The organism is Deinococcus phoenicis, assembly GCF_000599865.1.
Classification (GTDB): domain Bacteria; phylum Deinococcota; class Deinococci; order Deinococcales; family Deinococcaceae; genus Deinococcus; species Deinococcus phoenicis.
This window is the reverse complement of the sequence record NZ_JHAC01000093.1, coordinates 80,477-105,000: the sequence shown is the minus strand read 5'-3', so window position 1 is coordinate 105,000 and position 24,524 is coordinate 80,477. Positions and strand designations below refer to the sequence as shown.

The window sequence follows — 24,524 nt, the reverse complement described above, 5'->3', positions numbered from 1 at the left end:
TCGCTTCGCGCCTCGGTGGAGCGCACGAACTCATTGGCGTCGAAAGTCAACAAGGCGATGTTTTCAACCCCGGGAAGACCGAACGACGTGCGGAAGTCGAGTCCTGCGAGGAACACAAACTCGTCGATCGGTCGGGGGCGCGACACGAGGAACCGCTCATGCAGCGCGCGCCTTGCCTCCGCGAAGCGGTGGAGTGTGAGCGGTTGCTCGCGGTACGCGCGCGACACGACCTCCAGATCGTGCGGTCCGAGCATGATGAGCCGCATGGCGTCTTTGTCCGACGTGTGCAGCCGGACGGCGTCCCCATGGGTGGCACTCACCACAAGGGCGGGGGCGTCCGGTTCGCCCAGGTCGTCGAGGTACGCCCGCAGGCCCTCCAGGTCACACACCCAGCGGCTGACCAGCGAGTCCGGCCGCACGTTCTCCGCAGGCTCGATAACTTCGATGACGTACAGGCGACGATGTACGTCATACGTGTAAAGCCCTTGGTACACGGCGCACGGCCAAGGCGGTGGACCAAGGTCCCGCTCAGCCGGGTTGAGGCCGAGTCGAGCGAGCGCCACCAATGTTTGACCATGCACGCCGTCCGCCACACAGGCGTTGAGAACGTCCGTGACCTTCATGTCCTGCGCGAGGCGCAGGAGGGCGCGCGTGGCTGCGGCCAGCAAGGCGTGCGGGGCCGCCACGACGATGTCGCGCCCAAAGCGGACCAGGGGGCGCAAGGGCAGCGGACCGCACGCCTCACGCTCGAAATGCGACAGGTCGAGCGTTCCGCGATCGACGGCGAGGGCCGTGAGCAACCACTCGCTCTCCTCAGGACCCACGCACGCCATAAAATCGGCGGGGGTGAACACGACGGCCCGGCGGAGGTCAGTCAAGCGCTCAGGGGAAGGCAGCGTCACGTCCCGTTCCGGAAACTCCTCGTGCGATTCCTGTGCCGGGGGGATCACGCTGCGCGGCAGGTGGGCGCGCCTGGCGAGTTCGTCCGAGAGCCGCACCACGCCGTCGATGAAACGGGCGGCGCGTTCCGCAAACATCGTCGGCAAGCGCCCGTTGTCGAAGCGCAACGCCGCGTGAAGTTGCCCGAGAGGCTGAATGCCGCCCGTGACCGGACCGGGGAACACGGTGAGTGGCCCTTCGGGTGAGGGGAAGGCTTGCGTGAACAGGTGTTCGTGTGGATCCTCGTTCAAGGCGACGTCGCCGAGGCGAAGCGCCGGTTGACGCAGGAGGCGCCGCAGGTCCCGCCCCTTGGGGCGGCGGCCGGGCTGAACGCGGCTGGCGGCAGCGGTGGCCAGCACTTCGAGGCGATGCCACACGTCCGCGTTCTCTGGCAGGAGCTGCAAGGCGGCGGCCGACATGAGGACATCAGCGGCGTCCCAGCCTTCGAGGGAACGGCGAACGGCCTGGACAGCGTGCGACATGCGGTTTCGGGGAGGGAAAGACGTATCGACGTTGGAAATCCTAGCATGGCGGCTGTGGACTTCCGCGTGATTTCGGCGTCATGGGCGAGCATGAGACGCACGACGGCAAAGGGACGCCACATGGTCTGCATCGTTTGGGCCTGGTTGGGTACAGCGGGAGGGGGACAGGCCGGTCAGAGACTGGCAGAGGGGACAGGCGCATGACGATCTCCTTGCTGAGAGCTTCCGGTGATCCTTCCCTTGAAGGACCAGCTCTGCTGATTGATGTTTTTCTCTTTAAAAACATCTTGAAGACTTGATGACATCATCATATGAACGTGCAATCTACCCTCCAGAACGGCTTTTTCCCATTTTTTCCCCGAAGTTACCCGATATTTTCCCCGAAGTTACCCGATACTTCCCCCCGAAGTTACCCGATAGTTCAGCGCCCAAACCCCCGAAGTTACCCGATACTTTCCCCCGAAGCTACCCGATAGTTGGATCCGTCAAACCCCCGAAGTTACCCGATACTCGGTGCCCAAACCCCCGAAGTTACCCGATAGTCCAGCGATCAAACCCCCGAAGTTACCCGATAGCGTCCACTGGAGGACCTAGTTAACGTTCTAGACAACAAAAATTGCGGATTTCCCCGAAGTTACCCGATAGTTGGATCCATTAAATTCCCGAAGTTACCCGATACCCGGTTTCCGGGGTTCCACCCCGTCTCTCGTCGGAGAGAACAGGAATTCGAACGGTTCCGCCGGAATCTGTTGGGGAATACAGGAACGGCGTTGAGGTCGGCAGACCAGAAGAGGCAGAAAGCAAAGCGTCTCTGCCCCAGCCCACGTCTGTTTCACAGCAACTGCCGGAGCGCCTCCAGGCCCTCGGCAGACATCAAAGCCCGGTTCACCGCAGCGTCCATCTCCGAGGCAGTCACCTCACCAGCCAAGACCCGCGCCCGCACCTGATCCAGCTCCTGCAAGCTCAGTCCCCGGCGCTCGAGCTGCCTGGCCTTGAAAGGAGACAGCACAAACTCCAGGGCCTCTTCCGGGGTGGCTTCCAGCACGCTCTGGCGCTGGGCCTCGAAGAGCTGATGTTGCTCAGCCTCAGCCTTGCCCTGAGCCCCCTGGGCGGCCTTCCGGGTGCGCTGCACCTCCTGCGTCCTCAGGGCCTCGACCCGGGCCTCCTCGACGATGGAGGCGGCCTCCTTCAGCAGTTTGGAGAGGTACCCGCCTTCGTTGTTGATCTTCTCCCCTGTTCTCCGACGCTCCTCGAACTTCTGCACCACCGGGAGCACGTCGTCGCCCAGTTCGCGGACGTACTTCTCGGCCACGCCCCGGTGCACCCCGTACCGGGTCAGCAGCGTCACGTGTTCTGGATTGATCGGTGAGCTGGCCTCGCCGTATGTGTAATGCACGCTGGTCTTGCTGCCCCGCCCTATGAAGTCCACCTCCTTGAGGTACCCGATGTTCAGGAGCGGCGCGTGCATGCTTTCCAACGTCTTCCGCATATGGTCCGTCCGGCGCCCGAGCAGGCCGCAGCTTTCCGCGAGGGCCATCATCGGGACAACCACCCGGTACGGTTTCGAATCGCCCCTGTGTGCGGCCTCGTCCAGGTACACGTCCAGCAGGCGGTAGAGCGCGCGAGACCCGACGCTGGGCAGATGCTGGTAGACCGTGAGGTTCAGGGGCTTGATATACCCGGCATTGATGCTCTTGGTGATCTCTTCGTTCAACCGAATCCGCAACGCCGAGCGGCGGTCGAGGCGGATGCGGCCCTTCTCGGGCTCGCCATGGGTGCGGCTCAAGTTGTCGATGATGCGAAAGGACACGGTGGTGTAGCGCTTCTCCCGCACGTCGAACCACCCGTCCGTCACATGGTAGGTAGTGTGCAGCATCCTCTCTAGGCCTTGTCCGAGCGCCTGATAATGCTGGCCTCCGGTGTCCAGACCAGCCAGCTTCAGCAGGGCGTACGCCGTGGTGGTGATGACCCCGTCCGCGGGGCAGCCGGCCTCGATGTAGGTGTTGATGAGCGCAACCAGGAGATCGTTGTCGCTGCCACGGGCGAGCCCGATCTCTGACACACCCACGCAGACGATCCTGGCAGGCTGCCCGCTGGGACGGAACACGATCCGTTCGAGCCGGAGCATGTCCTCGGGCAGACGTTCCTGAGTCGGAACGAAGATCAGGGACGCGACGTTCTTCTCGTCATGACCCCTCAGCATGTCTCCTTCCCTCCCGTCTCCATGCGGGAAGTGTATGGAGGATGTGGTTTTGTCCAACGTAGGGGTCGCTGAAGAACTGGTACGCCCCCGCCCGCCCTTGGGTGCCATCAGAAGGGAGGTGGCTCACTGCCGCCCAGGAGGTCCGGCGCGCGCTCGATCTCCGGACTGGACAGGTGCGCGGTGCCGTGAGCGGTGATCACCGTCTCACGCCACTGGGGGTTGAAACTGCTGCTGGCGGCGATCTCCGCCTCTGTGTGCTTCACCGGTGTGTGTAGACCGGCCTGCACTTCACCCCGGTACCGCAGCGCCTGCACGTACTCCCGGACCACGGCCTCCAGCAGGGCCGCAGTGCCGACATCGACGCCGGTCACGCTCGTGGTGGACTTCAGCGCGGCCAAGTCGCCGTGCTCGAAATGCATCTGGCCCCGTTCCACGTCTTCTGGGGAGAGCATGGGCGCCAGCAGGTTCCGGAACGTCTCATCGCCGAGCAGGGTGGCCACCGGGAGGGTGCCCTGGAGCGTGACGTGCAGCCGTACCTGGCTGTGGCGCGAGGCGGCCTCCACGGTCAGACCACTGAGCACGGGACGCAGGGGACTATCCAGCATAGGCACCTTCATGGTGGCCACGGCCTCACGGTAGGTGGCGAAGGGATCGGCAGGATCGGTCATCTGAGCCTCCTGGGGGTGAGTGGTAAGGCCATCAGTCGGCGGCACCTGGTTGATGAAGCTCGAGGAGTTCGTCGGCGGGCCAGCGGGTGGGGGACGCCAGGTGGCGGATCTCGGCGATGTGGCGCCGTCCCATGATCAGGGCCTGGAATTTGTCGACGGCGATTCGCTCGCCCGTGAGTTGTACGTCAGGGTGAGCCGCGGCGACGCGCCGGGCCAGCTCGCGCAAAGCACCGAGCTGGGCAGGGTCACCGGGGTCAACGAGGGCGAGTACCCGGTAGCGAGGCAGACTCACAGGGTCTTCGACGCGAATCGACAGCAGCAGAATGCTGGGCGAGGCAGCCGGCAGCTCACCAGGGTCGCCCGTCAGCAAGGCCAGCTCTAGGCTGCTACGCTGGGCCACCCGTTCGAGCACGTCGTCCGCGAGTCGCTCTGTCGGTATGGTGCCGCCGGTCAGGGAACCGACCTCGCGGCCGGGGCGGGGGTGGACGCCGAGGAGCCAGTCGGGATCGACCTGCCACTCGTCGGCGACGTAGGCCAGGAGCGTGGCGGAGGCGTTCGTTCCGAATTCGGACAGGCTCCGTTGCAGCAGCTCCAGGGTCGCCTCGTTGTTCGCGAGCGTTGCCCAGGGCAGGAGAGTTGCCTGCGCCGAGGGAGGCAGCAGCCGGTGCAGCTCGGCAGGACCCGCGCCGTGCCAGCTCAGCAAGGCGAGCAGGCGCCGGTGCGTGTCTTGCAGCGGCGCGGCCGGCAGGGCGAGCTGGTGGGTGAGGCGACTGAGCACCAGTGCCATCATGGAGGCCCCGCTCAAGCCCAGCGGCCGCCCCTGCGCCGCGAAGTATTCGGACACCCCCCTGGGAAGACTGAGGGTATGGCGTACCACCTCAGTCGCCCGCAGGGAATGGGCGTCCGGCGGGTCGCCCAGCAGTGGGAGGTCGACCACAGTCATACCCCACCCTATAACGAACATCAATCCGCATCAACGTATGAATACGAAGAAGAAGGTCACCGCTTCATGACCTCTGAGCCCAGCCCGGTAGTCTGCGCTTGTCCGCCTCGCGTTCCACTGGAACTTCCGCTGGCAGCGGCCGCCGGGGTGCCCAGCAACAGTTTCCATTTCATGTTCTTACTCCTCACGCAGCGTCCACCACCACAAGTCGTTTTCCTGCCCACTGTTACGTGAGAACGGGACGAAGACTTTCATCTTCTTATGGAAGGCGAAGGCCGGAAATCTCGGTGGGCCACAGGTTATACCTGAAGCGGGGGGCACCCTGCGCGGTCAGGTTGAGGGTGAACGTCTTTTGCAGAGGCCCGTCCACCGCCGCGGGACTGACTGGCACGCCCGTGGTGACGGCGGTGCCCTGGACCGCCGCAGGAGGCAACGTTCCCACTTGCACCGGGCCGATGAACGGCGAGCCGGAGGCGGCCTGCGCCGGGAGATTGACCGGCGTGACGTCGCGTACCAGAACCTCGCGGGCCGAGGCGCGCACGTCCTGAACCTCGACCACCTGGGTGCGCGCGAGCGTTACCTGGGCCACCTGCTCCGCGACCGCGACCGTCCAGGCTTGCAGGACCTGCGGCACGGCCTGAGCCTGCCCGTCGGTCAGGGACAGGGCGAAGGACTTGCTCCACTGCTTCGCCCCCGGACCCTGGCGGGCTTCGATCACGCCTGTCCCGGCGGCGAGCGGGATCTGGGTCCAGCGACCGCGCGCGCCGCTGGGAAGCAGCATGATCTTCCCGTTTTCGTACCGAAGACGCAACTCCAGCTCCCGGGCACTGTCCCCGTTGTAGAGCCGCAACGTGGCCTGCCCCCCCAGACGCACGGTGTTCACCGGCGTCCACTGGCGCCCCCTCACGGTGTTGTTGATGGTCGTGGCGCTGACCTCGACCGGGCCGGTCACGCTCAGGCCGACCGCGCGTTTGGCCGCGCCGGTGACCGACATGGTCAGCCGGTAGGCGCCGGGCTGGAGGGCGCCGGAAAAGAGCGTCTGAGGTGCCACCTGTCCGGGCGCGGAGTCGCGCCGCAGCAGGACCCGCCCGGCCGCGTCGCTGAGCTGATAGGTGGTGGTGACCACCCCGGGCCGATACTGCTCGTCGCCGGTGGCCGTCCGGCGTGCCGTGTACCCCGAGCCGTCAAAGCCGGGGCGGTCCACCGTCAGGGTGACGACCCCCGGCTCGCGGACGTTCAACGTGAGGCTCTGGTCGCCGGACGGCCAGTTCAGCGCCTGACCGACCGCCACCAGGCGGTGCGAGGGTGTGGCCGCGTGGGCCACGCCTCCGAGGGCGAGCAGCAGCAGGGAAAGAGACAAGGTCCGCATGCTTTCAGCGTGCACCGGGAGCGGTTCTTCCCGAGACCTCTTCCCTTCCGCGGGGCAAGGGGGGTTCAGTGCGGTGCTGGGGAGGCTGGGAAGCGCCGGGGTGGCGTCTCACGCAGCACGACGCCGAACTCCTGGCCCGTCTGCTCCAGACGGTAGTGGAAGTCCCGCCTGAACCGGCGGCCGTCCTCTTCGGCCACCACCAGCGGGTGGTAAGCGGAAGAGTCACCCTCGAAGAGGAGGAAGCGCCAGTCCTCGTGATGGGAGGTCAGATCGGACCGGTACTCGAACAAGCGGCTCCCGTTGTAGAACAGCGCGCGAAGCTCGATCCGCTCGCAAGCCGGGGGATGCGGGTCCAGAAAGCCGCTGCTGAGAATGGCCGCTGGCCCGACTCGGCCCGGGAGGACGGCCAGAGCCGGGGCAACCAGCGGGTTGCACTCGTCGCCGAACGGTTCCTTCGCGCCCAGCGACTGCAAACCGAGCGCTCGCAGCAGGCGGAGGAATCCCACCGCAAGCGACAGGCGCGACAGCGAGAAAGGCAGTCCTTCGGCACTGGTCTTCTGCCTGTCGGTCTTGGTATCGGGCATCATCCGGATCAACTCCTTTGGTCTCTGGGCCTGGGACCGTGTGTGGACGGTCACTGCCCAGCTTGGCACGGTGGGGTCGTCGTCACTCGCGGCTCACCTGGTTGACGACCGCCGAGCATGGCAGGTCGACTTCCTCGTCGTCGCTGCCATTCCTGACAGGCTCTACGTGAGCACGGGTGCCGGTTGCCGCCGATTTTGGAGCCCTGCCGGTCCGTCTGGTCATGCGGCCCACGCAGATGCAGGCCCCACCCCGTGCCCAGTCTCCCCTCCCCTGCCTCCTTCGGGGCGCAGGCGTGCCCGGGCTTCGCGAAGGTAGCCGTCCGGTGGCCGTGCTCACCTCCACCACCCGAGGCTGACCGGCGGAAAGGAGGGCTCGCCCTCACCTTGAGCCGCTTCTGGCACGTCACTCGCCCGGCGGGTTTTGGCGAACACCTCCCCCAGGCCACTACGCAGGGGGCCGGACCCCGGCGGAATCGGCACGGCCGTCAGCATGCGCGGGTTGCCCGGGTCGATCAACAGCTTCAACTCCTCGCGGTCGAGGTCGTGCTCCCGGCGGATCAAGGCCCCCAGCACCGGCCAACCCAGCCGGGTCATCCCGGGTTTTGCCCGCAGCGCAACCGCTGGACCATTATCCAGGTCAGCCCCCGGTCGGCGTCGTGCAGGGCTCGGGGTGGTCACCCGACACCTCGTGCAGCCGGAGTGCGGTGTTCTCACGCAGCCCATTGGGGGACACCGGGGTCATGCGCGAAACGATACGGACGGGTAGGTTCTTCCCCGCTTAGCGCTTCTTGTCCTGACCCAGCAGGGCGCGCAGTTCTGCGATCAGCTTCTGGGCCTGGGCCGCCTCCTTGCCGGTCAACTGCTTGAGGCGCGGAAGGTCACCGCGCAGCCCTTCCACGGAGGACAGCAGCGGGTGAGCCTTCTTCGGGGTAAGCGCTTGGACCGCCTTGCGGACATCCTCCGCCTTCCAGCCGTGCCGCACCGCCTCCGCAAGCAGCTCGCGCCGCTTGTCCTGATCCTTGACGTTCAGCAGCTCGTACACCGCCTTCACGTCCAGTTGCCTCGCCTGGACGGCGCTCAACTCCTCGGGGGTAAAGTTCAGGATCTTGCTGCGCTGTTGAGCCCACACGCTGATGCCGGTGCCGTAGGTCGCCTGGAGCCACTCCCCCACGCCGTGAGTGTCCTTAAGCTGCCCTTTGCGCACCCCGTTCAGGTGGCGCACCAGTTCCTCCTGACTCATCTTCGTGCGGAGTGCCAGCAGCTTGAAGCCGCTGAGGGTCTGGTCGACGATGGACGGGTTGGTCCGGTGGGCGTTCTCGATCAGGGCCAGTTCCTCGGCCCGCTCGTCGCTGACCGCACCGAAGTTCAGGACCGGCAGGTGGGTGAGGTCGGCAATCATTGCGGCCCGGTACCGCCGCTCACCGGCGATCACGGCGTACTCCCCGCCGTGCAGGCGAACCCACAGGGGTTGCAGGACCCCGTGTTCCCGGATCGACTTCACCAGCTCCTGGAGTTTTTCCGAGTTCAGCTCGTCTCCGCTGTACCTCCCGCGCGGGTTGAAGCCCGGCAGGACATGCACGCTGGAGATCGGGGCGTTCACCAGCACGGCCTGCTCCGTGATGGCGGCCAGCTCGTCCGCGGACGGCACCAGGTTGGCGAATCCGGCACCCGGCTTCTTGCCCTTGACGGTCACGCGGGCACCTTCACGCCGAGAATCTTGAGCACGTTGTGGGTCATGGCGACGATGTCCTCGCTGACTTTCGCCTTCGGCTTGTAGAGCACGGCCGGGAGGCGCTGCTGGGTGGCCCCTCCCATCGTCGCCAGGCTGTCGCGCACGTTGGACGTGACCGGCGCGAGCCGGGACAGGTCGGTCTGGAGGTGGTGCAGCAGCTCCTTGTGGTGATCCACGTTCTCGCGGATGCGGTTGGGGATGAACGCCCGCAGGGTCAGGCTGGGCGCGATGCCCCTGGCCACCTTCACCAGCTTCAGCAGCACGTCCAGGTTTTCCAGGCCCTTGATGCCCGAGACCGGCACCAGCAGGTGATCGGCCGCGGCCACGCTCGCGGTGAGGAAATTGGTGCGCTGCGGCTTGGTGTCCAGGATGACGAAATCGTACGGCTCCGCCATACCGCTCAGGTAGGCGTCAAGCGCCTCGCGCAGGTTGGCGGCGCGGGCGAAGTCGTTGTTCAACACGTTGTCGACGCTGTTCAGGGAGTCGTTGGCGGGCCACACATCCACGCCGTGCACCTGCATGGGCTCGGGCAGCGGGGGCGGCTCGTCGCGCGAGAACACCCGGCCGACGGTCGCCTCCTCGGTGCGTGCTGGGGAGGCTGGATCGTCGTGCAGGCCCAGCGCCTTGGTGAGGCTGGCCTGCGGGTCGAGGTCGAACAGCGCCACCTTGTAGCCGAGCAGGGCCAGGCTGTACGCCAGCTCGCGAGCGACCGTGGACTTCCCCTCCCCTCCCGAGGCGTTGGCGATCACGAGACGTTGGGTGGGCATGAATTCCTCCTTGGGGCGGTGCTGGCGGGCGCGCCGCATGATCAGCTCCCAGTAGTCGGTCATGGGGATCAGAGCGGCCATGGGCGCGGCGTGCCGCTCGATCACGACACGCCGTCCCGCCTTCACCTGGTCGAGCGTGGCATACAGGTTCGTGCGGAGGGTCGCCGACTTGCAGCTCGCATCGCTCTCCACCCGCTGAGCTTACGAAAGGTTGTACAACTCCCGCAAGCCTCATGGTCCTCCTCATGCCCTCGTCTGATCCTGTTCCCTGATGACCTATGCAAATGGAGGCACCCCAGGGTCCCTCCGCATCGTGGAGAGGTTGGAAGTCAGTTCAGGAGGCTGAGCATCGTAAAGAAGCCCAGGACGGACACGACGCTGCCGAGGCCCAGAACCACGTACTCAACGGCTCGCCGCCCTTCTCTTGGAACCTCCACGAGACTGCGGCTGAGAAAGGCGAGGGTGCTCATGGCCAGCCAGCACAGCAGGATGATCCCCACCGTTCCCCAGGAGATCGAGTGGGCGATCCATCCCGGGGTCAGCAATCCCAGGAAAAGCAGAACCATGTTGATGACGCTGAAGAAGAGCAGTGTTGCTGTGAGGCCGTGCCGGAAACCTCGTAAGGAAGGGATGGTGGGGACGGTCGGCCTGGGCACTGGCACGCTGTGCCTGGCCCGGCGATCCCCGAGGGCTGACCAGCCCCAGATCAGCAGGAGAGGCAACAACAGAACAACGGTTAGCCAGGGACCATGCCGAATTCCCAGTTCAATCAGGGAGGACAGCACGGGAACGGCCTGGACCCGCGCCATGTCGAAGTCAAGCGTGTTGGAAGAGCTGGGAGCCTGAAGGTTCAGCGAGATCAGGCCCGCCACCATGACGACGGCACCATATGCCGCGAGGAGCGCGGCGGCCATGCTGGTCAGGGTGAACCGGAGAGGTTCGCGCAGAAGGGTGACAGTGGTCAGCATAGGCTTACTTCCTCTCGGGGACGGGTGAGCGACACGATTTTCGCCATGCCCGGTTCACCGCCAATGCATCAGGACGGTCGTTGCCTGATTGGTAAACGCTTCACTCCAGCCCAGGGCCTCGCGGAGAAGCGCGTTGGCACCGTCCGCGTCCCCCTGGTTCAGCAGGTACCAGGGATTGGGCGGCGCGTCATACGGCGCGCTGGTCTGGACCGAGGTGACCTGGACGTTCTCGGGGTCCACCTCCGGGTAGAGCTGCCGCAGGATGAGGCCGAGCAAACTTCCTTCCCGGAAGGGTTGGTGGACCGTGCGGTACTCACCCACCAGTTGGCTGATCTGTTGCTCAGCGGTGGCCACCCGGTCGAGGAGACGCCGCATCTGGCGCTCCGGCTCCAGCAACTCCTGCTCGACCGCGACCTCGAGCACAGCCCGTGGCCCCCGAGTCACAGGCAGGCCGCAGGCCTCGGTCAGGAGTTGCGTGGCATCGGCAGCCGTCAGCCCCTCCAGCAGGTTCACCCGAACGCTTTCGCCAGCGAACGGTTCAAGAATCAGCACCTGGCCTTCTTCGATGTTCGGCCGCCTGCCCGCACCCTCTTCGTTCACACATACTCTCCCCTCTTCCCACGTGCCGCCGGGACGAATCTTCTCTCTGTCGTCACCGCCTGCTGTTACGCGCATAGCATAACCCTTGCTCCTCTTTCCTGATGGGACGTGAAGGACACCTGGTGTCCTCAACTTTGCGGTTAGGCCATCTCCGGCAGTCCACCCCTCTCCCCTACCCCCATAGGGGCTGTTCCGGCACTTTTTTCGCGGTCATGCCCCTGACCGCGACTTCACTTCCCCGGCCTCAGAGATTGGGCGCGGGAGAGAAGCACCACAGGGCACCTCCCTTCACGGTATGAGGGTAGGCGACTCCTGCTTGCGCCCGGAGCCGAACCGGCAGTTCCATGTACTCTGCCGGTTCGGCGTCTCAGCCCGCCGCTCTGACGGGGAGCGGGGCGGTCAATCGCAACATGCCCAGTACGTCACCCCCTTGCAGACTCTGGGTACCCGGTTCACCGCTGTACGGGCACGTGAAGTGCCAGGCGGGGGTCGGGTACTTGTGGAAAACCTGCCCCGTCAGGCTGTTGCCGTGTCGCACCACGGCTGGGATGCCCGCCAGTCCCAGGTTCACCAGCGCCATGTCTACCGCGAATGGGTTGAGATCGGTGGCCACTACCTGCATGTGGAGGCGGCTGACCCCCAGGTCCTCGAGTGCCTGGGCCGCGGCCAGGACCAGGGTGCCACTCCCGACCGCCGGTTCCGCCACTTTCAGGGTTTCACCGGGCTCGGGTGGGTGCATGACCAGCTTCGTCATCAGCAGGGCCACCGAGCCCGGTGTGTAGACCTCCCCCAGATGCTGCCGCGCGTGCGTGCTCAGGCGTTCCATGTAGGTCGCGCTGAACAGGTCCAGGAACGGATCTTCGAGCTTCAGGCGCATCAGGTCCCCGAAGGCCTCGCATAGCCCGCTCAACTCCTCCGGCTTGTACTTGCCAGCGGTGCGCCGGTACTCGTCCTCGCGCTGTCCCGAGCTACACACGCAGGCGGCCAGGGTCACGAGGTCCCGGAACACGTCGGAGTGCCGCTGTTCGAGCTTGAGGACGATCTTCAGCCAGGATGGGTTCGTCAAGGTGGTGCCTCCTCGATCTCCCCTGGCGCCGCCTGCGGCGCGACCCCTGCGCCTGCGCGGCGCCGAACGTCCGGCAGCGTCAGAAAGGCGCCCAAGGTGAAGGTCGAGCCGTCCTCGGAACACAGAACGCTCCCGGCTGCACACCGCTCCTTCAGAAAGGTCACCCAGGCTCCAGGCGAGGACAACGGCACGCCGTCTTCCGTCACCACACTGGAGCGGAACTCGAACTGGCTGGCGATTCGTCGCCCGACCTCCAACACCAGGCACGCCTCGGGGTAGGGAAACGGGCGGCCCGCCGCCGCAGCCAGACAGTTCATGGTGCTCTGCCGGATGCGCTCGGGAGAGTCGTCTTCACGCGGCCGGACGGGCGTGATCAGGAAAACGGTTTGCATGGTGGTCTCCTTCAAAACGGATTGTCGTTCCTTCCTGAAAAGGCAGGGGGGGACTTGGCGAGAAGCCAGTCGCCGTGGCCAACCAGTTCCAGCAGTTGGTCCAGGAGGTCGAATGGCAGCGCGCCGTCGCCGCGTTCCAGGTCCAGCGGGTACCCCAGCTTGTTGCGGACCAGGAGGCTCAGGCCGGTGCGGTGCCCGGAGTGCGTCGCGACAAGTTGGACGGCGTACGCGCCGGGAAAGCGGGCGCGGATCTCGTCGCTGAGCCCCTCGTAGGCCGCTTCACACTGGTCCTTGTCCATGTGGGGTGGCGGCGGCAGACGAACGGGGTACTCCCGTACCGGGGGCTTTTTATTCGACCCCTCCGGCGCTGCCCAGGGGGCGCGGGGCAGGGGCGTTTCCTGGGCAGCTGGGGCCGCCGCCACAGGTGGGGGAGGCTCTGGCGCAGGAGTTGGATGGGACTCCGGTGTGGCGACCGGGGAGTTGGTGGGGGTCTCCGAGCGGCGCCAGAGGTCCGGGTTGAAACGCTGGGGTCCGGATGGCATGGCGAGCCACTGCTCCCCGTCAGGGGAGCGACGCCTGCCCCTCGGGGCAGGACTCGCCCAGAGGTCTCTCGATCCGTTCCCGGGCCTGCTCCACTCCTTGGGCCAGGGCGAGCCACTGCCCCTGGACCAGTCGTGCCTCGTCCCAGACCAGGCCCCGCAGGGTCATGACTGGGTCCAGGGCGCCGGGGTGCTTCTGGCGAGCAGATGCGCGGGGCGAAGTTGCAAAAGCTCGTCCACCAGGCTGCAACAGGTGAAGTGGAACAGTTCCGGGTCCTGGCGGTGGGTCTGGTCCACGTGGGGGCTGCCGCAGTTCGGGCAGCAGATGGGGGAGGAGACGGGGGCTCCGGCCGGTGCGCTGGGGCTGATCATGACCTTCCTCCTTGGCAAGCAGGGTGAGGGGCAGGGGAGAGCCTGCCCCACCGCTCCTCAGCCCAGGGGCGGCTTCACGATTCGCACGGTGCGAGTCTGGACCCCGGTGCTGTGCCCGGTGGTGCTGACCTTGAAGGCGTCCGGGTCGTTGCTGGTCACCTCCGCGCTCACGCCAGCCAGCCAGGCCCGGAAGTCCCGGGCCACCAGCTCCTGCCGGAAGAAGGGTCCGTTCCCCATCACGGCCACCAGCACGCCGCCGGGGGCGAGCAGGCGGTAGGCATGCTGCACGTGGCCGATGTCGGCCAGCCCCTCGAAGGGCGGGTTCATGACGACGCGGTCCCACTCGCCGCTCAGGGCCATGCTGTTCTCGCCGATCACCCGGTACCCCTTGGCCTCGAGCACTTCCCGCAACCTGCCGTTTTGCTCGCAGACCTCCACGTGCAGCTCGGGCTCCAGGGCCAGCAGGGCGTCCACCAGGTCGCCCTTCCCGGCCTGGGGCTCCAGGACCCGCAGACCCGGACGCAGCTCGGCCAGCGTCGCCAGGTGGGTGGCGAGCGGGGCGGGGGTGGGCCAGAACCCCGGGACGCGGTACCCGACCAGGTCCCGTTCAAGCGCCGCCACCCGGTCCCTCCAGGCACGCTCGGGATCGACTCGCGTCCCAGCCAACTGGCGCAGGGCGGCGGCGGCCTCCTCGGCGAGGGCCGGGGTGGTCAGCCCACAGGTGTTCATGGCTTCCCAGGTCCTCGCCTCGGACACGAACCGCTGACAGTTCACAGGGATGTGGTCGAAGGGCTTGCGCGGCGCGACCTCCCGGTAAACTGCGAGGACCCCGTTCACCTGCTCGGGGAGGAGTTTGCGCGGCCAGCCGTACTTCACCGGCAGCGCCTTGACGCTGCCCAGGACCAGGGACGCTGGGGCGTGCGTCCGCAGGGCCTCGAACTCCTCGTTGGTGAGGCAGACCCCGGCAAGCGCGGCGGCGTGATCCGGGCCGAGATGCACCAGTCGCTCGATCAGCTTGGGATCGGTCACCCGGGCCAGCACGGGCGGGAGTGTGCCCGCCTCCAGTCCGTCCGCCACCGCACGGTAGGCGCGTTGCAGGCGGCGCAGGCGCGAGGCGTCCTCGGCCCGGCTACCCGCATCCAGGCTGCGCTTGCGGGTCATGTTCATGCCCACATAGGAGGGCGTCTCTTTGTCCTGCGCCCGGCGTTCCAGGCCGTCGGCACGTCTGCGTAGCAGGGCAAGGACTTTGGGGTCTGCGGCGCCGGACGTGATGGTGGGGGAGGGCGGGGCCGTCTCGGGCAGGGTGTGGGTCATAAGAACCTCCACCCCTCCGGGGCGGCCCGGCTGGGCCGCGACCCCTGCCCTACTTGGAGGGCAGGACCTGCTTCAGGGCGCGGTAGACCTGACTGGTGCTCAGGCCGAAGCGCTCGGCCACCCGCTCCACCGCGCAGCCCGCCCGGCGCTTGGCGGGAGGCAATGCCGCCTGCACCTTCCGCACCAGGTCCTCGGTGATGCGTCCGCGGTGCCGGGTCGCTGGCACGGGGGAGACCATCTCATCCTTCTGTTCCAAGAGGCCCGGCGGGGTCACGGCGGGGTCCACCGAGTACACGAAGGTCGCCCCCACGGCAACGCCGCACAGTTGCCCCTCCAGGTGCATCACCTTGCACGTTTCCGCCACGTTTTCCAACGGCTCGCCGAGGTCGCGGGCCACACCGGAGGCCAGGGCCGGACGGCCTTGCAGGCAGGCCCGGATACTTGGCCGCAGACGGTCGAGGACCAGCCGCGGCTGCACCGGAGTCTGGGCACGCTCGTAGAGGCGGCGGCCACCTCCTGCGGGCCGGGCCAGTCCACGGCCGCACAGCTCGTCGATCAGCGGACGGGCGGCGGCGCAGGTCAAGCCCAGCGCGTCCGCGAGCTGCGTGGGCGTGGCCCGGATGTGCCGGTCCAGGCAGGCCAGCAACCGCTCGACGCGCTCAGCCGAAAGGGACAGTGGCACGAAGGCCTGCACGTGAGTTCGTGGGGCCTGGGGTGGGCGGGCGGTGGTGCGGGCAGGAATGGGATTTGGCATGGTGACCTCCACCCGGTCAGAGCGGCCTGGGCCGCGACGCCTGAGAAAGTTCGCTTCCCTCCCAGGCGGGCAAGGGGGCTTCAGCGTTCGAGGTGGGTGAGGGCGTCCTGTTCCGCCAGGGAGAGGCGCAGGCCCTCGCGGAACAGCAGTCGGATGGCTTCCTCGGCCGTGACCACGCGCCGCAGTACCTCCTCCGGCTGAGGCCCGGTCAGCCACGGGTGCCGGGCGTGCTGGCGCCCGAAGTCGCTGCTGCCCGGGTGGGGCGTGCGCTCGACGACCACCAGCAGGCCGCCGCGGCAGGGGGTGATGGTGGCCTGGACCCGTCCCTGTTCGATCTGCATTTCCCGCCGCCGCGCCCGGCGCGACACCTGAGGGTTTAAACAGGTGAAGAGGGGCAGCGCCAGGCCGCCCCCCGATCCTGATGCCGGTGCCTTTACCCGATGGCTAGGGCGCAGCGTTCGGGCAGCAGCGCGTTCAGGCCCGCCTCGTCGAGGGTGGGCACGCCCAGTTCGCGCGCCTTGTCCAGCTTGCCGCTGCCTTCCTCGCCCGCGATCAGATAGCTGGTCTTCTTCGTGACGCTGCCGCTCACCCGGCCCCCGTGCAGTTGCAGGTGGGCCTTGATGACGTCGCGCGGCACGCTGAGGGTCCCGGTGATCACGAAGGTCAACCCGGCCAGTTGCTCGCCAGCCTGCACGTCCTCGCCCGGCGTGGGCCGGACACCGGCCGCTTCCAGCCGCTCAATGAAGGCGCGCATGTCCAGGTCGGTCAGCCCGGAGACGATGCTCTCGGCCGTCTGGCGCCCCACGTCGGGAATCCGGGTCAGGTCCTCGACCGAGGCTGACTGGAGGGCGCCGAGGCTCCCGTATACCCGGGCCACGCGGGTGCTGGTCCCCTCCCCACGAAGGGCAGGCCCAGCGCCCGGACGAGGCGCCAGAGTTCCCGGGTCTTGCTCGCCTCGATCTCGGCCACCAGCTTCTCGGCGTTCTTGCGGCCCACCCGGCGCACGCCGCCCGTGGCGGTCTCGCCCATCTCCAAGGATTCGATCCGCTCGGCGGTCAGCGCGTACAGGTCGGCAGGGTCTTCCACCAGGCCCGCGTCCACGAGCTGTTCGACCAGCCGCTCACCCAGGCCCTTGATGTCCAGCACATCCCGGGAGGCGAAGTACCGCACCCGCAACGTCGTCTTCGCCGGGCAGGCCGGGTTGGTGCAGAAGGTCCCCGCCGCCCCCTCGTGCCAGACGGCCTCGTGGGCACAGACCGGGCAGTGGGTGGGGAAGACGAAGGGCAGGACGCCCTGCGGGCGCTTCTCCAGCAGCACGCCCAGCACCTCGGGGATGATGCCGCCCGACTTGTGGACCCGCACCGTGTCGCCCACCCGCAGGTCCAGTCCACGGATGAAGTCCTCGTTGTGCAGGGTCGCCCGGCTGACCGTGCTGCCCTCGAGCTGGACGGGCCGCAGCTCCGCGACGGGCGTGAGCTTCCCGGTGCGGCCCGTCTGGACGGTGATGGCCTCCACCACTGTCGCCGCCACGTCCGCCGGGAACTTGTAGGCGACGGCCCACTTGGGCGCGCGGCTGGTGGACCCCGCCTCGTCCTGAAGGTGCAGGTCGTCGAGCTTGACCACGCTGCCGTCCGCGTCGAGGGGGAGATTCGGGCGCTGCGCGGTCATCTCGGCGTGATAGGCCGCCGCCGCCTCGCTGCCCACCACCCGGCGCGAGTAGGGGCTGGTGGTGAAGCCCTGGGCCGTCAGCCACTCCAGGATGTCCCACTGGGTCCGAACCGGAACGTGATCGCGCTTCCCCAGAGCGTAGAGGATCATGCTGAGGTTCCGGCGGCGGGTCTCCTCGGGGTCCTTCTGCCGCAGGGCACCCGCCGCACCGTTGCGGGGGTTCTTGAGCAGCGGGCGGCCCTCTTCCTCCGCCCGGGTGTTGTAGGCGAGGAAGGCCTCCTTGCTCATGTAGACCTCGCCGCGCACCTCCAGTTCCCCCTTCAACCCAGGCAGTTCGGTGGGGATGCCGGGGATGCCCAGGACGTTCGCGGTGACCTTCTCGCCCACCTCGCCGTCGCCGCGGGTGGCGGCCCACTGGAGCACGCCGTCCACGTAGTAGAGATTCACGCTCAGGCCGTCGATCTTGAGTTCGCAGGTGTACGCGAAGTGCTGCTCTCGAGGAGCTAGATTCAGCGCGCGGGCCACCCGCTCGTCGAACCCGGCGAGTTCGGCATCGGAAAAAGCGTTGTCGAGGCTGGTCATGGGCGCCTTATGCCGGACCTTCTCGAACAGCGTGCTGGGACGGCCGCCCACCGTCTGGGCAGGGGAGTCGGGGGCCGCGAGGTCCGGGTGCTGCGCTTCGAGGTCACGCAACTCGCGCACCAGGGTGTCGTACTCGAAGTTGGGGATGGTGGGCGCGTCCTCTTCGTAGTAGGCGCGGTTGTGCCGGGCAACCTCGGCGGTAAGCTGGGCATGGCGCTGGGCGGGGGTCTGCGTCTGGGTCATGTCTCTCCTGAGGGTGCGGCCCTCATCTTATTCTGTCGTGAGCGAATTCATGCGGCGATATTTGCTTGACGGGCGGTGCGCTGCTTCTCTCCCGCCCGGTCGGGTGGAGAGGGTCGCTCCCCCTCCACCCCCTGAAGTTCAATCGCCCGCCTGTGCCAGGTACTCGGCGTACACGGGATTGACGATGTGTGAGCTGGCGTCCAGGAACACGCCTATCACGTCCAGCTTGCAATCCAGGATCACCCGCCACAGGATGTTCAGCGCGTGCTGCGCGAGCAGGGCGTTCAAGAAGAGGTCCTGGCGCTTCAAGCTCTCCAGGGCGCTGCACGAAGGCTGCTCGTCCTCCGCGAGGCGGGTGTTGGTCAGCTCGGGGTACAGCTCGCTGGCGATGGGCAGCCGCCCGGTCCGCCGGGAGCGCCAGTTGCGCAGGTTGCTGGGTTCGCCCAGGACCACCTGCCCGCCGAAACGTCCGTCCGGGAAGCGGGCGTTGCCGATGTCCAGCCAGAAGCGCGTGCGGGCGCAGGGACCACTGGTGATCATGCGGCGGATCTCGGCGCGGCCCCAGCGCGAGTCCACGCACCCGATCACCAGGTCGAAGTTGGGAATGCCCGGTCCCTCGGCGAAGGTCCTGGGTACCGCGCGCCAGTGCAGGCCGTGGGCGCGGTTGATGCGGCTGATCAGCACCTCACACTTGTGCTGTCCCACGTCGCCCGGATAGAAGCGCTGGCGCACGACGTTGTGCGCCTCCACGGTGTCCGGGTCGTAGGCGACGACCATGAGCCCCTGGCCGCCCAGCGCCTGGACGGCGTGGTGCAGGTGGGTCAGGCCGCTGAGGATGTGACTGCCGGTGCCGCCGCAGCCGACCACGGCGACGGTCATGGGGCGTTTCAGAGGACGCAGGTACCGGCGGATCATTGCAGGGCCTCACCGAGGGTGCGGCCTGCGGGCACGAGCCAGGCCGGATCGAAGGTGCCCGCACGCTCGGCGGCGAGCCACAGCTCGGCGTGGCTGCCACCGAAAGCGGTGATCTTGCGGGTGCCTGCCGCGTTGTGCGTGAAGTTAGACCCGAAAAAGGCGCGCTCCCACTCGTCTGTGCGGCCAGCGTCTACCTGCTCGGGGTACGGCGTGGTGCCCCGGCACACGCCGTGCCCCTGGAAGATGTTGAAGTAGGGCGCGCACATCAGCGGCGTGTCGGGACCCGGGCGGGCGTTCTCGGCGAGGGCATACACGGTCAGGCTGCCACGCCGGGCGATGAACAGCAGCGGGGGTTGCGGGAAGACCCGCCCGCTCAGCTCGTTTACCGCCTGGTCCGTGTGGCTGAGGAAGAACATGGCCCGGTTCTGCGCCGGGGTCCACCAGGCGACGGCGAGGGCGCTGACCGCCACGGCATGCTGGGGCACGAACTGGAGCGCGGTGGCACCCAGGCTGTCGAGCAGCTCCTTCACGTCGCCGGCGGTCAGCGGGTGCGCCTCCGCGACGTGGAACTCCTGGCCCTGGCGGTAGGCGGGGTGGAATTCGGCGATGGTCTGACCGGACTGCCCGTCGCGGTAGACCAGGATGGCGGCGTGAGGTTGATAATCGCGTCCAGCGTCGATCTGGATGTCCACGTGCATAGGAACCTCCTTGACAATTCATTCCGGCGCCCCGGCCGGGGCGCGACGACCGTGGCAGGGGGTAAACGTGAGACTCCCTGCCACTGCACATCCCCGTTACGTCTTGAGCAGTTCCTCCCAACCGCAGCCCAGGGCGCGCCAGGCCTGGCCGTCCGGCGTGACCACCACGTCCCCGACGCACATGGAGTGCGCGCTGTGTGCCCGGGCACGCACCTGCGGGTCGTGCAACCAGCCTTCCTGGGTAAAGTGTTGGCAGATCACGAAGACCGCCTCGGGCTCCGGCACGTCAAGGGTGGCGACCAGTCGGTACGCCTCCGGGAAGGGTGGAAACCCGGCCCGCCAGGGCGTGAGGGCCTGGAGCTGGAACTCCTTGGTTCTCGGCTGCCAGACCTGCACCGGAAGCATCCCCGCGCGCACCTGGTCGCCCTGGCGTTCGAGCGGGAGGTCTCCGTCGGCGGGCGCCTCGATGGAGCCGGAGGTGAGGACCGCTCCCTCCTCCTCGGTGATACGCCAGACGACACGGCCGTCCGCGCCAGGCTGGTGGTCCATCTGGAGGGTGCGGACCTCAAAGCCGTCCTGGTAGGTGGTGAGGTGCCGCCGGGAGTGGAGCCCGGCGTCAGAGTTCCTGAAGCAGGTCGAGCAGCGCCTCGGTGTGGCGGAACAGCGTCCGGGCGTGTCTGGCGTAGGTGTTGAAGACCCCCAGCCCCCCCTGGTCCACGTTCACCCGCAAGGCCGGGCCGAGGTCAACGGTTTCCAGAAACTCGGCGGCGAACTCCAGGCACAGGCCGTCATCCCCGTCGTAAAAGGCGAGCACGTGGGGGCAGGGCCGCTGCGGCGACATGTGGGCCGGAATGCGCCGGTCGAGGCGCACCAGCGCCACGAGCTGCTCGGCGATGCGGCGGTGCAGCGGCGTGGCGGCCTGGCGCTCCAGGGCAGGGAGGGAGAGCAACTTGCTTCCCGGGTCGAGGCGAAGCTGCCGCGCCACCGTCCAGGGATCGAGCATGTCGTGCATCTCGGCCCAGGCCTGCACGTCCCGGTCGGTCAGGTCCTGCTCCAGCACCTGCTGGTCTATCGCGCACTGGCGCCGGAAGCTCTCGAAGTCGCCCCACCCCCGGGTATAGTGGTGCCAGGCGTCGTAAGGGGTCCAGACGGACAGGCCCTGCGAGCTGGCGGTGCTGAGGTAGGCCATGACCGTTTGCAGCCACAGCGGGTCGGTGGCGTCCAGGAACTCTGCCGAGAGGCCGCGGTACTGGGTCACCGGCTCATAGCTCACCTCCAGCGTGGCCGGGTGGTGGCGGAGGGGGTGGCCCGCGACCTCCAGGCGGAGCGTGGGAGCGGCCGTCTCTGGAAACCGGGCCCGCAGGCCGCTTTTCAAGGCACGTCCGGCAAACACTGGCAGCGTCTCGCCCGGCTCGGGCCGCCCAGGCAGCAGCCGGTGGCGCGCGAGGTGCTCGAACACGCCCGCGTGCTGCGTCACGGTGCCGCTGCGGAGGTGGGACCTCGCCCCGTGGATGTTCATGGCAGGAGTTCCGCTTCGTCGGGGTGTGGGGTGTGCAGCGCCGGGCCAGCGTGCTTCAGGTTGGCGACGGCCTGGGCGAGCGTGAGGTGCTCGGGTGGGCGTTCCCCCTCCAGAATCTTGGCCCCGGCGTCCCTGGGGTCCTGGGGGGCGGTGCGCAGCCACTGGACCAGTTCCTGTTTGTTCATGAAGACCTCCGTGCAAGTTCTCTGAGGACCGCCTGCGCGGCGCGTTGCACGCGCGGCGCGACGGCCGCGTAGTCCAGCAGCCGCCGCGCGGCGGCGGGGTCACCCAGATACACCGCCCAGTGCGGTGCGAACTCCGTGTTCATGCCCCGGTCACCCAGATCGTCCAGGGCGTGTTCGACCTGGCAGGGCACGTGGCGCTCCCCGGACCGCCCCGGCGCGGAGACGAACAGCGCGGCGGCGAACCCGCTCACCGTGGCGCTGTAGAAGGGGCCGTCCTCCCCGGCCTTCCAGTCGTCCCATTCGGGCGTCGGCACCTGCCGCGAGGCCTCGTGCAGGGCCGTCAGGGCGCGAACCACCCGGCGCAGGTGGGGGTGCCCGGCGGCCAGCCGCGTGAGGCTTTCCAGACTCAGTGGGGCGTCGGTCAGGTAGGGCGCCAGCGCCTCGGCCATGACGGTCGGCGTGGTCGTGCCCTCCTCGGCCAGGGCCGCCTCCAGGGTGGATAGGTCGTCGGCCTCGATGCCGTACTCCTCGGCCAGTTGCCACAGTCCCTTCTCGCGTCCCGAGGCGGTGGTCGCGTCGATCTCGGGGAAGGTGTACTCCAGCGCGAACTGCGGGGTGAAGACCGGGTAGACCCCCGCCGCCCCCTCGCACAGGTGGTACAGCACGCTGCCGAGCATTCCCTCCGGCAGTCCCTCGTACAGCGCAGGCAGATGATCGATGTGAGGGATGTTCATGCCCTGGGTGTGGCGCACGAACCCCACGGCCAGGGAGCGCGTGCGCCGAGTGATCTCGTACACCCGGCACGCACAGTCCAGTTCGTCGAGCGGTGCGAGGAGCGGCGTCAGCACCTCGCGAAGTGCCCAGACGCTGGGGTGGTCGTCCGGCAGGGGAGGGGAGGCCAGGGGTACGCCTGCCCGGATCAGGTGATCGTATCCGGCGGGCGGCGGCGAGCCTGGCGGCTGGTACAGGTGGTACCGGGCTCCATGAAGCTGCATGGTCTTCCTCCAGCTCGCCGCAAGGCGGGCGACTCCCGGTCACGCGCCGCGAAGGTCGGCCAGGATCGCCCGCAGGTGCCGCGTCAGTTCCGAGCCGTGGCGCAGGTAAGCGGCGGCGGCGAGGCGGTGCTCGGGCCGGTGCAGGTCCCAGGCGTGCAGGGGGCGGACGCCCGCCTCATTCATCTGCCCTTGAAGGCTATGAAGGGCGTGCTCAACCCAGCCCACGTCCTGGCTGCCCGATGGCGTCGTCGTGAGCAGCACGGCCACGGGGTCTTCGCCGTCCAGGCTATAAGGCGCGGTCATGGAGTCCGGCCAGTCGCCGGGGGACATGGGGTAAAGCCTCGCTGCGATGTCCTCGGCCTGCTGGAGCCGCCGCACCACGGCCAGCGCCCGTCCGGGGAGTGCTGCGGCCTGGCTCGCGAGCTGCTCCAGGGTCGCAGGGAGAGAGAGGAAGGGGCCGAGTTCCCGCATCAAGACGCGGGGGGTCGGGCGGCCCTGAGCTTCCAGCGCCGTCTGGAGGGCGTCCAGGTTCTCGCCTAGGGCACCGTACCACTCGGCCAGACCCCTGACGATCTCCTCGTGTTCACCCGGCACGGTGAAGTTGCCGTACATGCCCAACAGGTGGTCCCCGGCATCGAAGGGAGAGATCACCGGCATGACGGGCCGCGCCACGGCGTGCAGGTGAGGCAACAGCCCAGCCACGAAGGTGTGCCCCCAAGCCCGCGCCGCCCCAGCCAGGGAGACGGTCTCCTGCACGTCGTCCAGGTTGACGAACGCGATCAGATCCTCCTGATCGGCGTAGACGCCAAAGTGCCCGGGCAGCCTGAGGCAACGCAGGGGACCCAGCAGGGCGTCCTCGATATAGGCCCGCGGCGTCTCATCCGGTCGCGGGTCACGTCCAGGTCGGAAGTCGGCTTCCAGGCAGAGCTGGCCGAACTCCACCAGGGACGGTTCGTGACCGCCGCTGCGCAACCGGGCCGGGGCGGCGTGAATCTGCATCACTTCCCTCCCAGGGCATGGAGGGACTTCAGCCAGGTTCGGACGCCCTCTTGCAGGGCCGGGACCTGCGTGAGGTAGGCGTCAAGGCGCTCCAAGTCGGGCTCGCCCTGAAGCACGAAGGTGCGCAGTGGGTACTCTTCGCCGCCGTGGTACTGGAGTTCCCCGTGCATCTCGCGGGTGAAGCTCAGTCGCTGCTGGTCGCGGGTTGGGAAGGGGTCCACCAGCAGGCTCTCGCGGTAGTACGGCCACAGCCCCTCGGGGGAGACACAGCACTCCGCGTTGGAATACTCGGGCAGGGCCTCTGCCTGCCGTTCGAGCGCCTCCAAGTCCGCCACGACTGCCTGCACCCTGGGGGGCAGGGTCAGCCCGGGCAGCACCGATTCCGGACGCCACAGCTTGAAGCCGGGCACGCGGCGTTCCACCTGGCTGGGCAGGCGGACACCCGCCCGCCGCGCGAGGTCCAGCGCCGCTTCCACGGGAAGGTGCGGCTCGGCGTCCCACATGCCGAGGTCGGTAATCAGGTCCGCGTAGTCCTCGTCGCTCTCTGCCCCGTGGAGATGGTGCTCGGCGTAGAAGCCCAGTGCCTCGACGGGCGTGAACAGCGGCAGGACCTGACGGCTGGCGTGGGCCGCGCGGCTCAGCAGTTCGGGCAGCAGCAGGCGGTGAAGTTTCCCCAGCGCGCGTCGTGCGCCCCCCAGGTGCATCGCGGTGAAGGTCTGTACAGGGACGTAGTGGAACTGCACCCGCAGCACCTCCTCGCCTAAGTCGCGGGAGGTATCGACCACCGCCTCCAGGTGGTGGGGCAGGGAGCGCAGCTCGCCGGGCAGGGCACTGAGCACGTAGTCCAGCACGGTGCCCGGCGTGCCGGTGAAGTCCCGTTCGGCCATCGCTAGGGCGAGCGGGCGCAGGTTCAGGTGGGTAACGGCGGGGGAGAGGGAGGCGAGCAGGGTCGCGGGCGCGGCGTGGAGCAACATGGTCACCCCGCGGTGCGTGAAGGGTGCCGCCCCCGGGGAGGCGGCGGCACCGGG

At 67.9% G+C, this 24,524-nt stretch carries 28 protein-coding genes (1 of these 28 cut by a window edge); all 28 read right to left on the bottom strand.

Annotated elements, in window-relative coordinates:
• On the bottom strand, positions 1 to 1,358 hold the start of the coding sequence (locus tag DEIPH_RS18170; RefSeq protein ID WP_152545032.1) for a hypothetical protein. The gene continues 2,224 nt to the left of window position 1, outside the view; 1,358 of the gene's 3,582 nt are visible here — the first part of the coding sequence; its start codon is at positions 1,356 to 1,358; the stop codon falls past the left edge of the window.
• 895 nt (positions 1,359 to 2,253) lie between these two features.
• Positions 2,254 to 3,624, bottom strand: coding sequence for a replication initiator protein A (locus DEIPH_RS18165; RefSeq protein ID WP_034360985.1), 1,371 nt, complete (start codon positions 3,622 to 3,624; stop codon positions 2,254 to 2,256).
• Positions 3,625 to 3,731: 107 nt separating this feature from the next.
• Positions 3,732 to 4,292: a hypothetical protein gene (locus DEIPH_RS18160; protein WP_034360982.1), complete on the bottom strand. Its 561-nt coding sequence runs from the start codon at positions 4,290 to 4,292 to the stop codon at positions 3,732 to 3,734.
• A gap of 31 nt (positions 4,293 to 4,323) precedes the next feature.
• Entirely contained in the window at positions 4,324 to 5,235 is a 912-nt protein-coding gene (locus DEIPH_RS18155; RefSeq protein ID WP_152545031.1) for a hypothetical protein, read from the bottom strand.
• Positions 5,236 to 5,494: 259 nt separating this feature from the next.
• Complete coding sequence (locus DEIPH_RS18150; protein ID WP_034360978.1) at positions 5,495 to 6,604, bottom strand: hypothetical protein; 1,110 nt, start codon at positions 6,602 to 6,604, stop codon at positions 5,495 to 5,497.
• Positions 6,605 to 6,669: 65 nt separating this feature from the next.
• Positions 6,670 to 7,191, bottom strand: coding sequence for a hypothetical protein (locus DEIPH_RS18145; RefSeq protein WP_034360976.1), 522 nt, complete (start codon positions 7,189 to 7,191; stop codon positions 6,670 to 6,672).
• A gap of 330 nt (positions 7,192 to 7,521) precedes the next feature.
• Positions 7,522 to 7,782 carry a hypothetical protein gene (locus tag DEIPH_RS18140; RefSeq protein ID WP_034360974.1) on the bottom strand — a complete coding sequence of 87 codons (261 nt, stop codon included), beginning with the start codon at positions 7,780 to 7,782 and terminating at the stop codon, positions 7,522 to 7,524.
• Between the two features lie 184 nt (positions 7,783 to 7,966).
• Complete coding sequence (locus DEIPH_RS18980) at positions 7,967 to 8,881, bottom strand: ParB/RepB/Spo0J family partition protein (protein WP_051517525.1); 915 nt, start codon at positions 8,879 to 8,881, stop codon at positions 7,967 to 7,969.
• The gene (locus DEIPH_RS18130) at positions 8,878 to 9,813 is read right to left on the bottom strand and encodes a ParA family protein (RefSeq protein WP_161636100.1); all 936 of its coding nucleotides are present in this window, start codon (positions 9,811 to 9,813) and stop codon (positions 8,878 to 8,880) included. Before DEIPH_RS18130 ends, DEIPH_RS18980 begins: the two co-directional genes overlap by 4 nt.
• 203 nt (positions 9,814 to 10,016) lie before the next feature.
• Positions 10,017 to 10,655: a hypothetical protein gene (locus tag DEIPH_RS18125; RefSeq protein WP_034360972.1), complete on the bottom strand. Its 639-nt coding sequence runs from the start codon at positions 10,653 to 10,655 to the stop codon at positions 10,017 to 10,019.
• Positions 10,656 to 10,709: 54 nt separating this feature from the next.
• Entirely contained in the window at positions 10,710 to 11,255 is a 546-nt protein-coding gene (locus tag DEIPH_RS18120; protein WP_034360970.1) for a hypothetical protein, read from the bottom strand.
• Positions 11,256 to 11,622: 367 nt separating this feature from the next.
• Positions 11,623 to 12,321, bottom strand: a complete 699-nt coding sequence (locus DEIPH_RS18975; RefSeq protein ID WP_051517523.1) for an N-6 DNA methylase — start codon at positions 12,319 to 12,321, stop codon at positions 11,623 to 11,625.
• On the bottom strand, positions 12,318 to 12,713 hold the full coding sequence (locus DEIPH_RS18110; protein WP_152545030.1) for a hypothetical protein: 396 nt from the start codon (positions 12,711 to 12,713) through the stop codon (positions 12,318 to 12,320). The genes DEIPH_RS18975 and DEIPH_RS18110 overlap by 4 nt, the downstream gene beginning before the upstream one ends.
• An 11-nt stretch (positions 12,714 to 12,724) precedes the next feature.
• A complete protein-coding gene (locus DEIPH_RS18105) occupies positions 12,725 to 13,012 on the bottom strand; it encodes a hypothetical protein (RefSeq protein ID WP_034360966.1) in 288 nt (95 codons plus the stop codon).
• 262 nt (positions 13,013 to 13,274) lie between these two features.
• Positions 13,275 to 13,421 (bottom strand): hypothetical protein, encoded by a 147-nt coding sequence (locus tag DEIPH_RS20305; RefSeq protein ID WP_161636099.1) that lies wholly within the window; start codon positions 13,419 to 13,421, stop codon positions 13,275 to 13,277.
• 260 nt (positions 13,422 to 13,681) lie between these two features.
• On the bottom strand, positions 13,682 to 14,938 hold the full coding sequence (locus DEIPH_RS18095; protein ID WP_034360956.1) for a class I SAM-dependent methyltransferase: 1,257 nt from the start codon (positions 14,936 to 14,938) through the stop codon (positions 13,682 to 13,684).
• Between the two features lie 49 nt (positions 14,939 to 14,987).
• Complete coding sequence (locus DEIPH_RS18090) at positions 14,988 to 15,692, bottom strand: hypothetical protein (protein ID WP_152545029.1); 705 nt, start codon at positions 15,690 to 15,692, stop codon at positions 14,988 to 14,990.
• Positions 15,693 to 15,772: 80 nt separating this feature from the next.
• Positions 15,773 to 16,033: a hypothetical protein gene (locus DEIPH_RS18085; protein ID WP_034360952.1), complete on the bottom strand. Its 261-nt coding sequence runs from the start codon at positions 16,031 to 16,033 to the stop codon at positions 15,773 to 15,775.
• Between the two features lie 92 nt (positions 16,034 to 16,125).
• Positions 16,126 to 16,569, bottom strand: a complete 444-nt coding sequence (locus DEIPH_RS21005) for a BRCT domain-containing protein (protein WP_407636523.1) — start codon at positions 16,567 to 16,569, stop codon at positions 16,126 to 16,128.
• A complete protein-coding gene (ligA, locus tag DEIPH_RS18080) occupies positions 16,512 to 18,185 on the bottom strand; it encodes an NAD-dependent DNA ligase LigA (RefSeq protein WP_407636522.1) in 1,674 nt (557 codons plus the stop codon). Before ligA ends, DEIPH_RS21005 begins: the two co-directional genes overlap by 58 nt.
• 138 nt (positions 18,186 to 18,323) lie before the next feature.
• On the bottom strand, positions 18,324 to 19,064 hold the full coding sequence (locus DEIPH_RS18075) for a PRTRC system ThiF family protein (RefSeq protein ID WP_161636098.1): 741 nt from the start codon (positions 19,062 to 19,064) through the stop codon (positions 18,324 to 18,326).
• Between the two features lie 32 nt (positions 19,065 to 19,096).
• Positions 19,097 to 19,798 carry a PRTRC system protein B gene (locus DEIPH_RS18070; protein ID WP_051517522.1) on the bottom strand — a complete coding sequence of 234 codons (702 nt, stop codon included), beginning with the start codon at positions 19,796 to 19,798 and terminating at the stop codon, positions 19,097 to 19,099.
• A 96-nt stretch (positions 19,799 to 19,894) separates the two neighbouring features.
• On the bottom strand, positions 19,895 to 20,347 hold the full coding sequence (locus DEIPH_RS18065; protein ID WP_034360948.1) for a hypothetical protein: 453 nt from the start codon (positions 20,345 to 20,347) through the stop codon (positions 19,895 to 19,897).
• Positions 20,348 to 20,414: 67 nt separating this feature from the next.
• The gene (locus tag DEIPH_RS18060; protein WP_034360946.1) at positions 20,415 to 21,317 is read right to left on the bottom strand and encodes a hypothetical protein; all 903 of its coding nucleotides are present in this window, start codon (positions 21,315 to 21,317) and stop codon (positions 20,415 to 20,417) included.
• Positions 21,314 to 21,502, bottom strand: coding sequence for a hypothetical protein (locus DEIPH_RS18055; protein WP_034360944.1), 189 nt, complete (start codon positions 21,500 to 21,502; stop codon positions 21,314 to 21,316). Before DEIPH_RS18055 ends, DEIPH_RS18060 begins: the two co-directional genes overlap by 4 nt.
• Complete coding sequence (locus DEIPH_RS18050; RefSeq protein WP_034360943.1) at positions 21,499 to 22,497, bottom strand: hypothetical protein; 999 nt, start codon at positions 22,495 to 22,497, stop codon at positions 21,499 to 21,501. Before DEIPH_RS18050 ends, DEIPH_RS18055 begins: the two co-directional genes overlap by 4 nt.
• 39 nt (positions 22,498 to 22,536) lie before the next feature.
• Positions 22,537 to 23,496, bottom strand: coding sequence for a hypothetical protein (locus DEIPH_RS18045; protein WP_034360940.1), 960 nt, complete (start codon positions 23,494 to 23,496; stop codon positions 22,537 to 22,539).
• Entirely contained in the window at positions 23,496 to 24,476 is a 981-nt protein-coding gene (locus tag DEIPH_RS18040; protein WP_034360939.1) for a hypothetical protein, read from the bottom strand. The genes DEIPH_RS18045 and DEIPH_RS18040 overlap by 1 nt, the downstream gene beginning before the upstream one ends.
• Between the last annotated feature and the right edge of the window lie 48 nt (positions 24,477 to 24,524).

Coding starts and splice junctions, on each gene's coding strand:
- DEIPH_RS18075 (WP_161636098.1), bottom strand. CDS start 19,064: ATGACCGTCGCCGTGGTCGGCTGCGGCGGCACCGGCAGTCACATCCTC.
- DEIPH_RS20305 (WP_161636099.1), bottom strand. CDS start 13,421: ATGACCCTGCGGGGCCTGGTCTGGGACGAGGCACGACTGGTCCAGGGG.
- DEIPH_RS18070 (WP_051517522.1), bottom strand. CDS start 19,798: ATGCACGTGGACATCCAGATCGACGCTGGACGCGATTATCAACCTCAC.
- ligA (WP_407636522.1), bottom strand. CDS start 18,185: ATGACCCAGACGCAGACCCCCGCCCAGCGCCATGCCCAGCTTACCGCC.
- DEIPH_RS18045 (WP_034360940.1), bottom strand. CDS start 23,496: ATGCAGATTCACGCCGCCCCGGCCCGGTTGCGCAGCGGCGGTCACGAA.
- DEIPH_RS18165 (WP_034360985.1), bottom strand. CDS start 3,624: ATGCTGAGGGGTCATGACGAGAAGAACGTCGCGTCCCTGATCTTCGTT.
- DEIPH_RS18160 (WP_034360982.1), bottom strand. CDS start 4,292: ATGACCGATCCTGCCGATCCCTTCGCCACCTACCGTGAGGCCGTGGCC.
- DEIPH_RS18105 (WP_034360966.1), bottom strand. CDS start 13,012: ATGGACAAGGACCAGTGTGAAGCGGCCTACGAGGGGCTCAGCGACGAG.
- DEIPH_RS18055 (WP_034360944.1), bottom strand. CDS start 21,502: ATGAACAAACAGGAACTGGTCCAGTGGCTGCGCACCGCCCCCCAGGAC.
- DEIPH_RS18155 (WP_152545031.1), bottom strand. CDS start 5,235: ATGACTGTGGTCGACCTCCCACTGCTGGGCGACCCGCCGGACGCCCAT.
- DEIPH_RS18085 (WP_034360952.1), bottom strand. CDS start 16,033: ATGCAGATCGAACAGGGACGGGTCCAGGCCACCATCACCCCCTGCCGC.
- DEIPH_RS18125 (WP_034360972.1), bottom strand. CDS start 10,655: ATGCTGACCACTGTCACCCTTCTGCGCGAACCTCTCCGGTTCACCCTG.
- DEIPH_RS18140 (WP_034360974.1), bottom strand. CDS start 7,782: ATGACCCGGCTGGGTTGGCCGGTGCTGGGGGCCTTGATCCGCCGGGAG.
- DEIPH_RS18065 (WP_034360948.1), bottom strand. CDS start 20,347: ATGGACCACCAGCCTGGCGCGGACGGCCGTGTCGTCTGGCGTATCACC.
- DEIPH_RS18145 (WP_034360976.1), bottom strand. CDS start 7,191: ATGATGCCCGATACCAAGACCGACAGGCAGAAGACCAGTGCCGAAGGA.
- DEIPH_RS18060 (WP_034360946.1), bottom strand. CDS start 21,317: ATGAACATCCACGGGGCGAGGTCCCACCTCCGCAGCGGCACCGTGACG.
- DEIPH_RS18090 (WP_152545029.1), bottom strand. CDS start 15,692: ATGCCAAATCCCATTCCTGCCCGCACCACCGCCCGCCCACCCCAGGCC.
- DEIPH_RS18050 (WP_034360943.1), bottom strand. CDS start 22,497: ATGCAGCTTCATGGAGCCCGGTACCACCTGTACCAGCCGCCAGGCTCG.
- DEIPH_RS18150 (WP_034360978.1), bottom strand. CDS start 6,604: ATGCGGACCTTGTCTCTTTCCCTGCTGCTGCTCGCCCTCGGAGGCGTG.
- DEIPH_RS18110 (WP_152545030.1), bottom strand. CDS start 12,713: ATGCAAACCGTTTTCCTGATCACGCCCGTCCGGCCGCGTGAAGACGAC.
- DEIPH_RS18095 (WP_034360956.1), bottom strand. CDS start 14,938: ATGACCCACACCCTGCCCGAGACGGCCCCGCCCTCCCCCACCATCACG.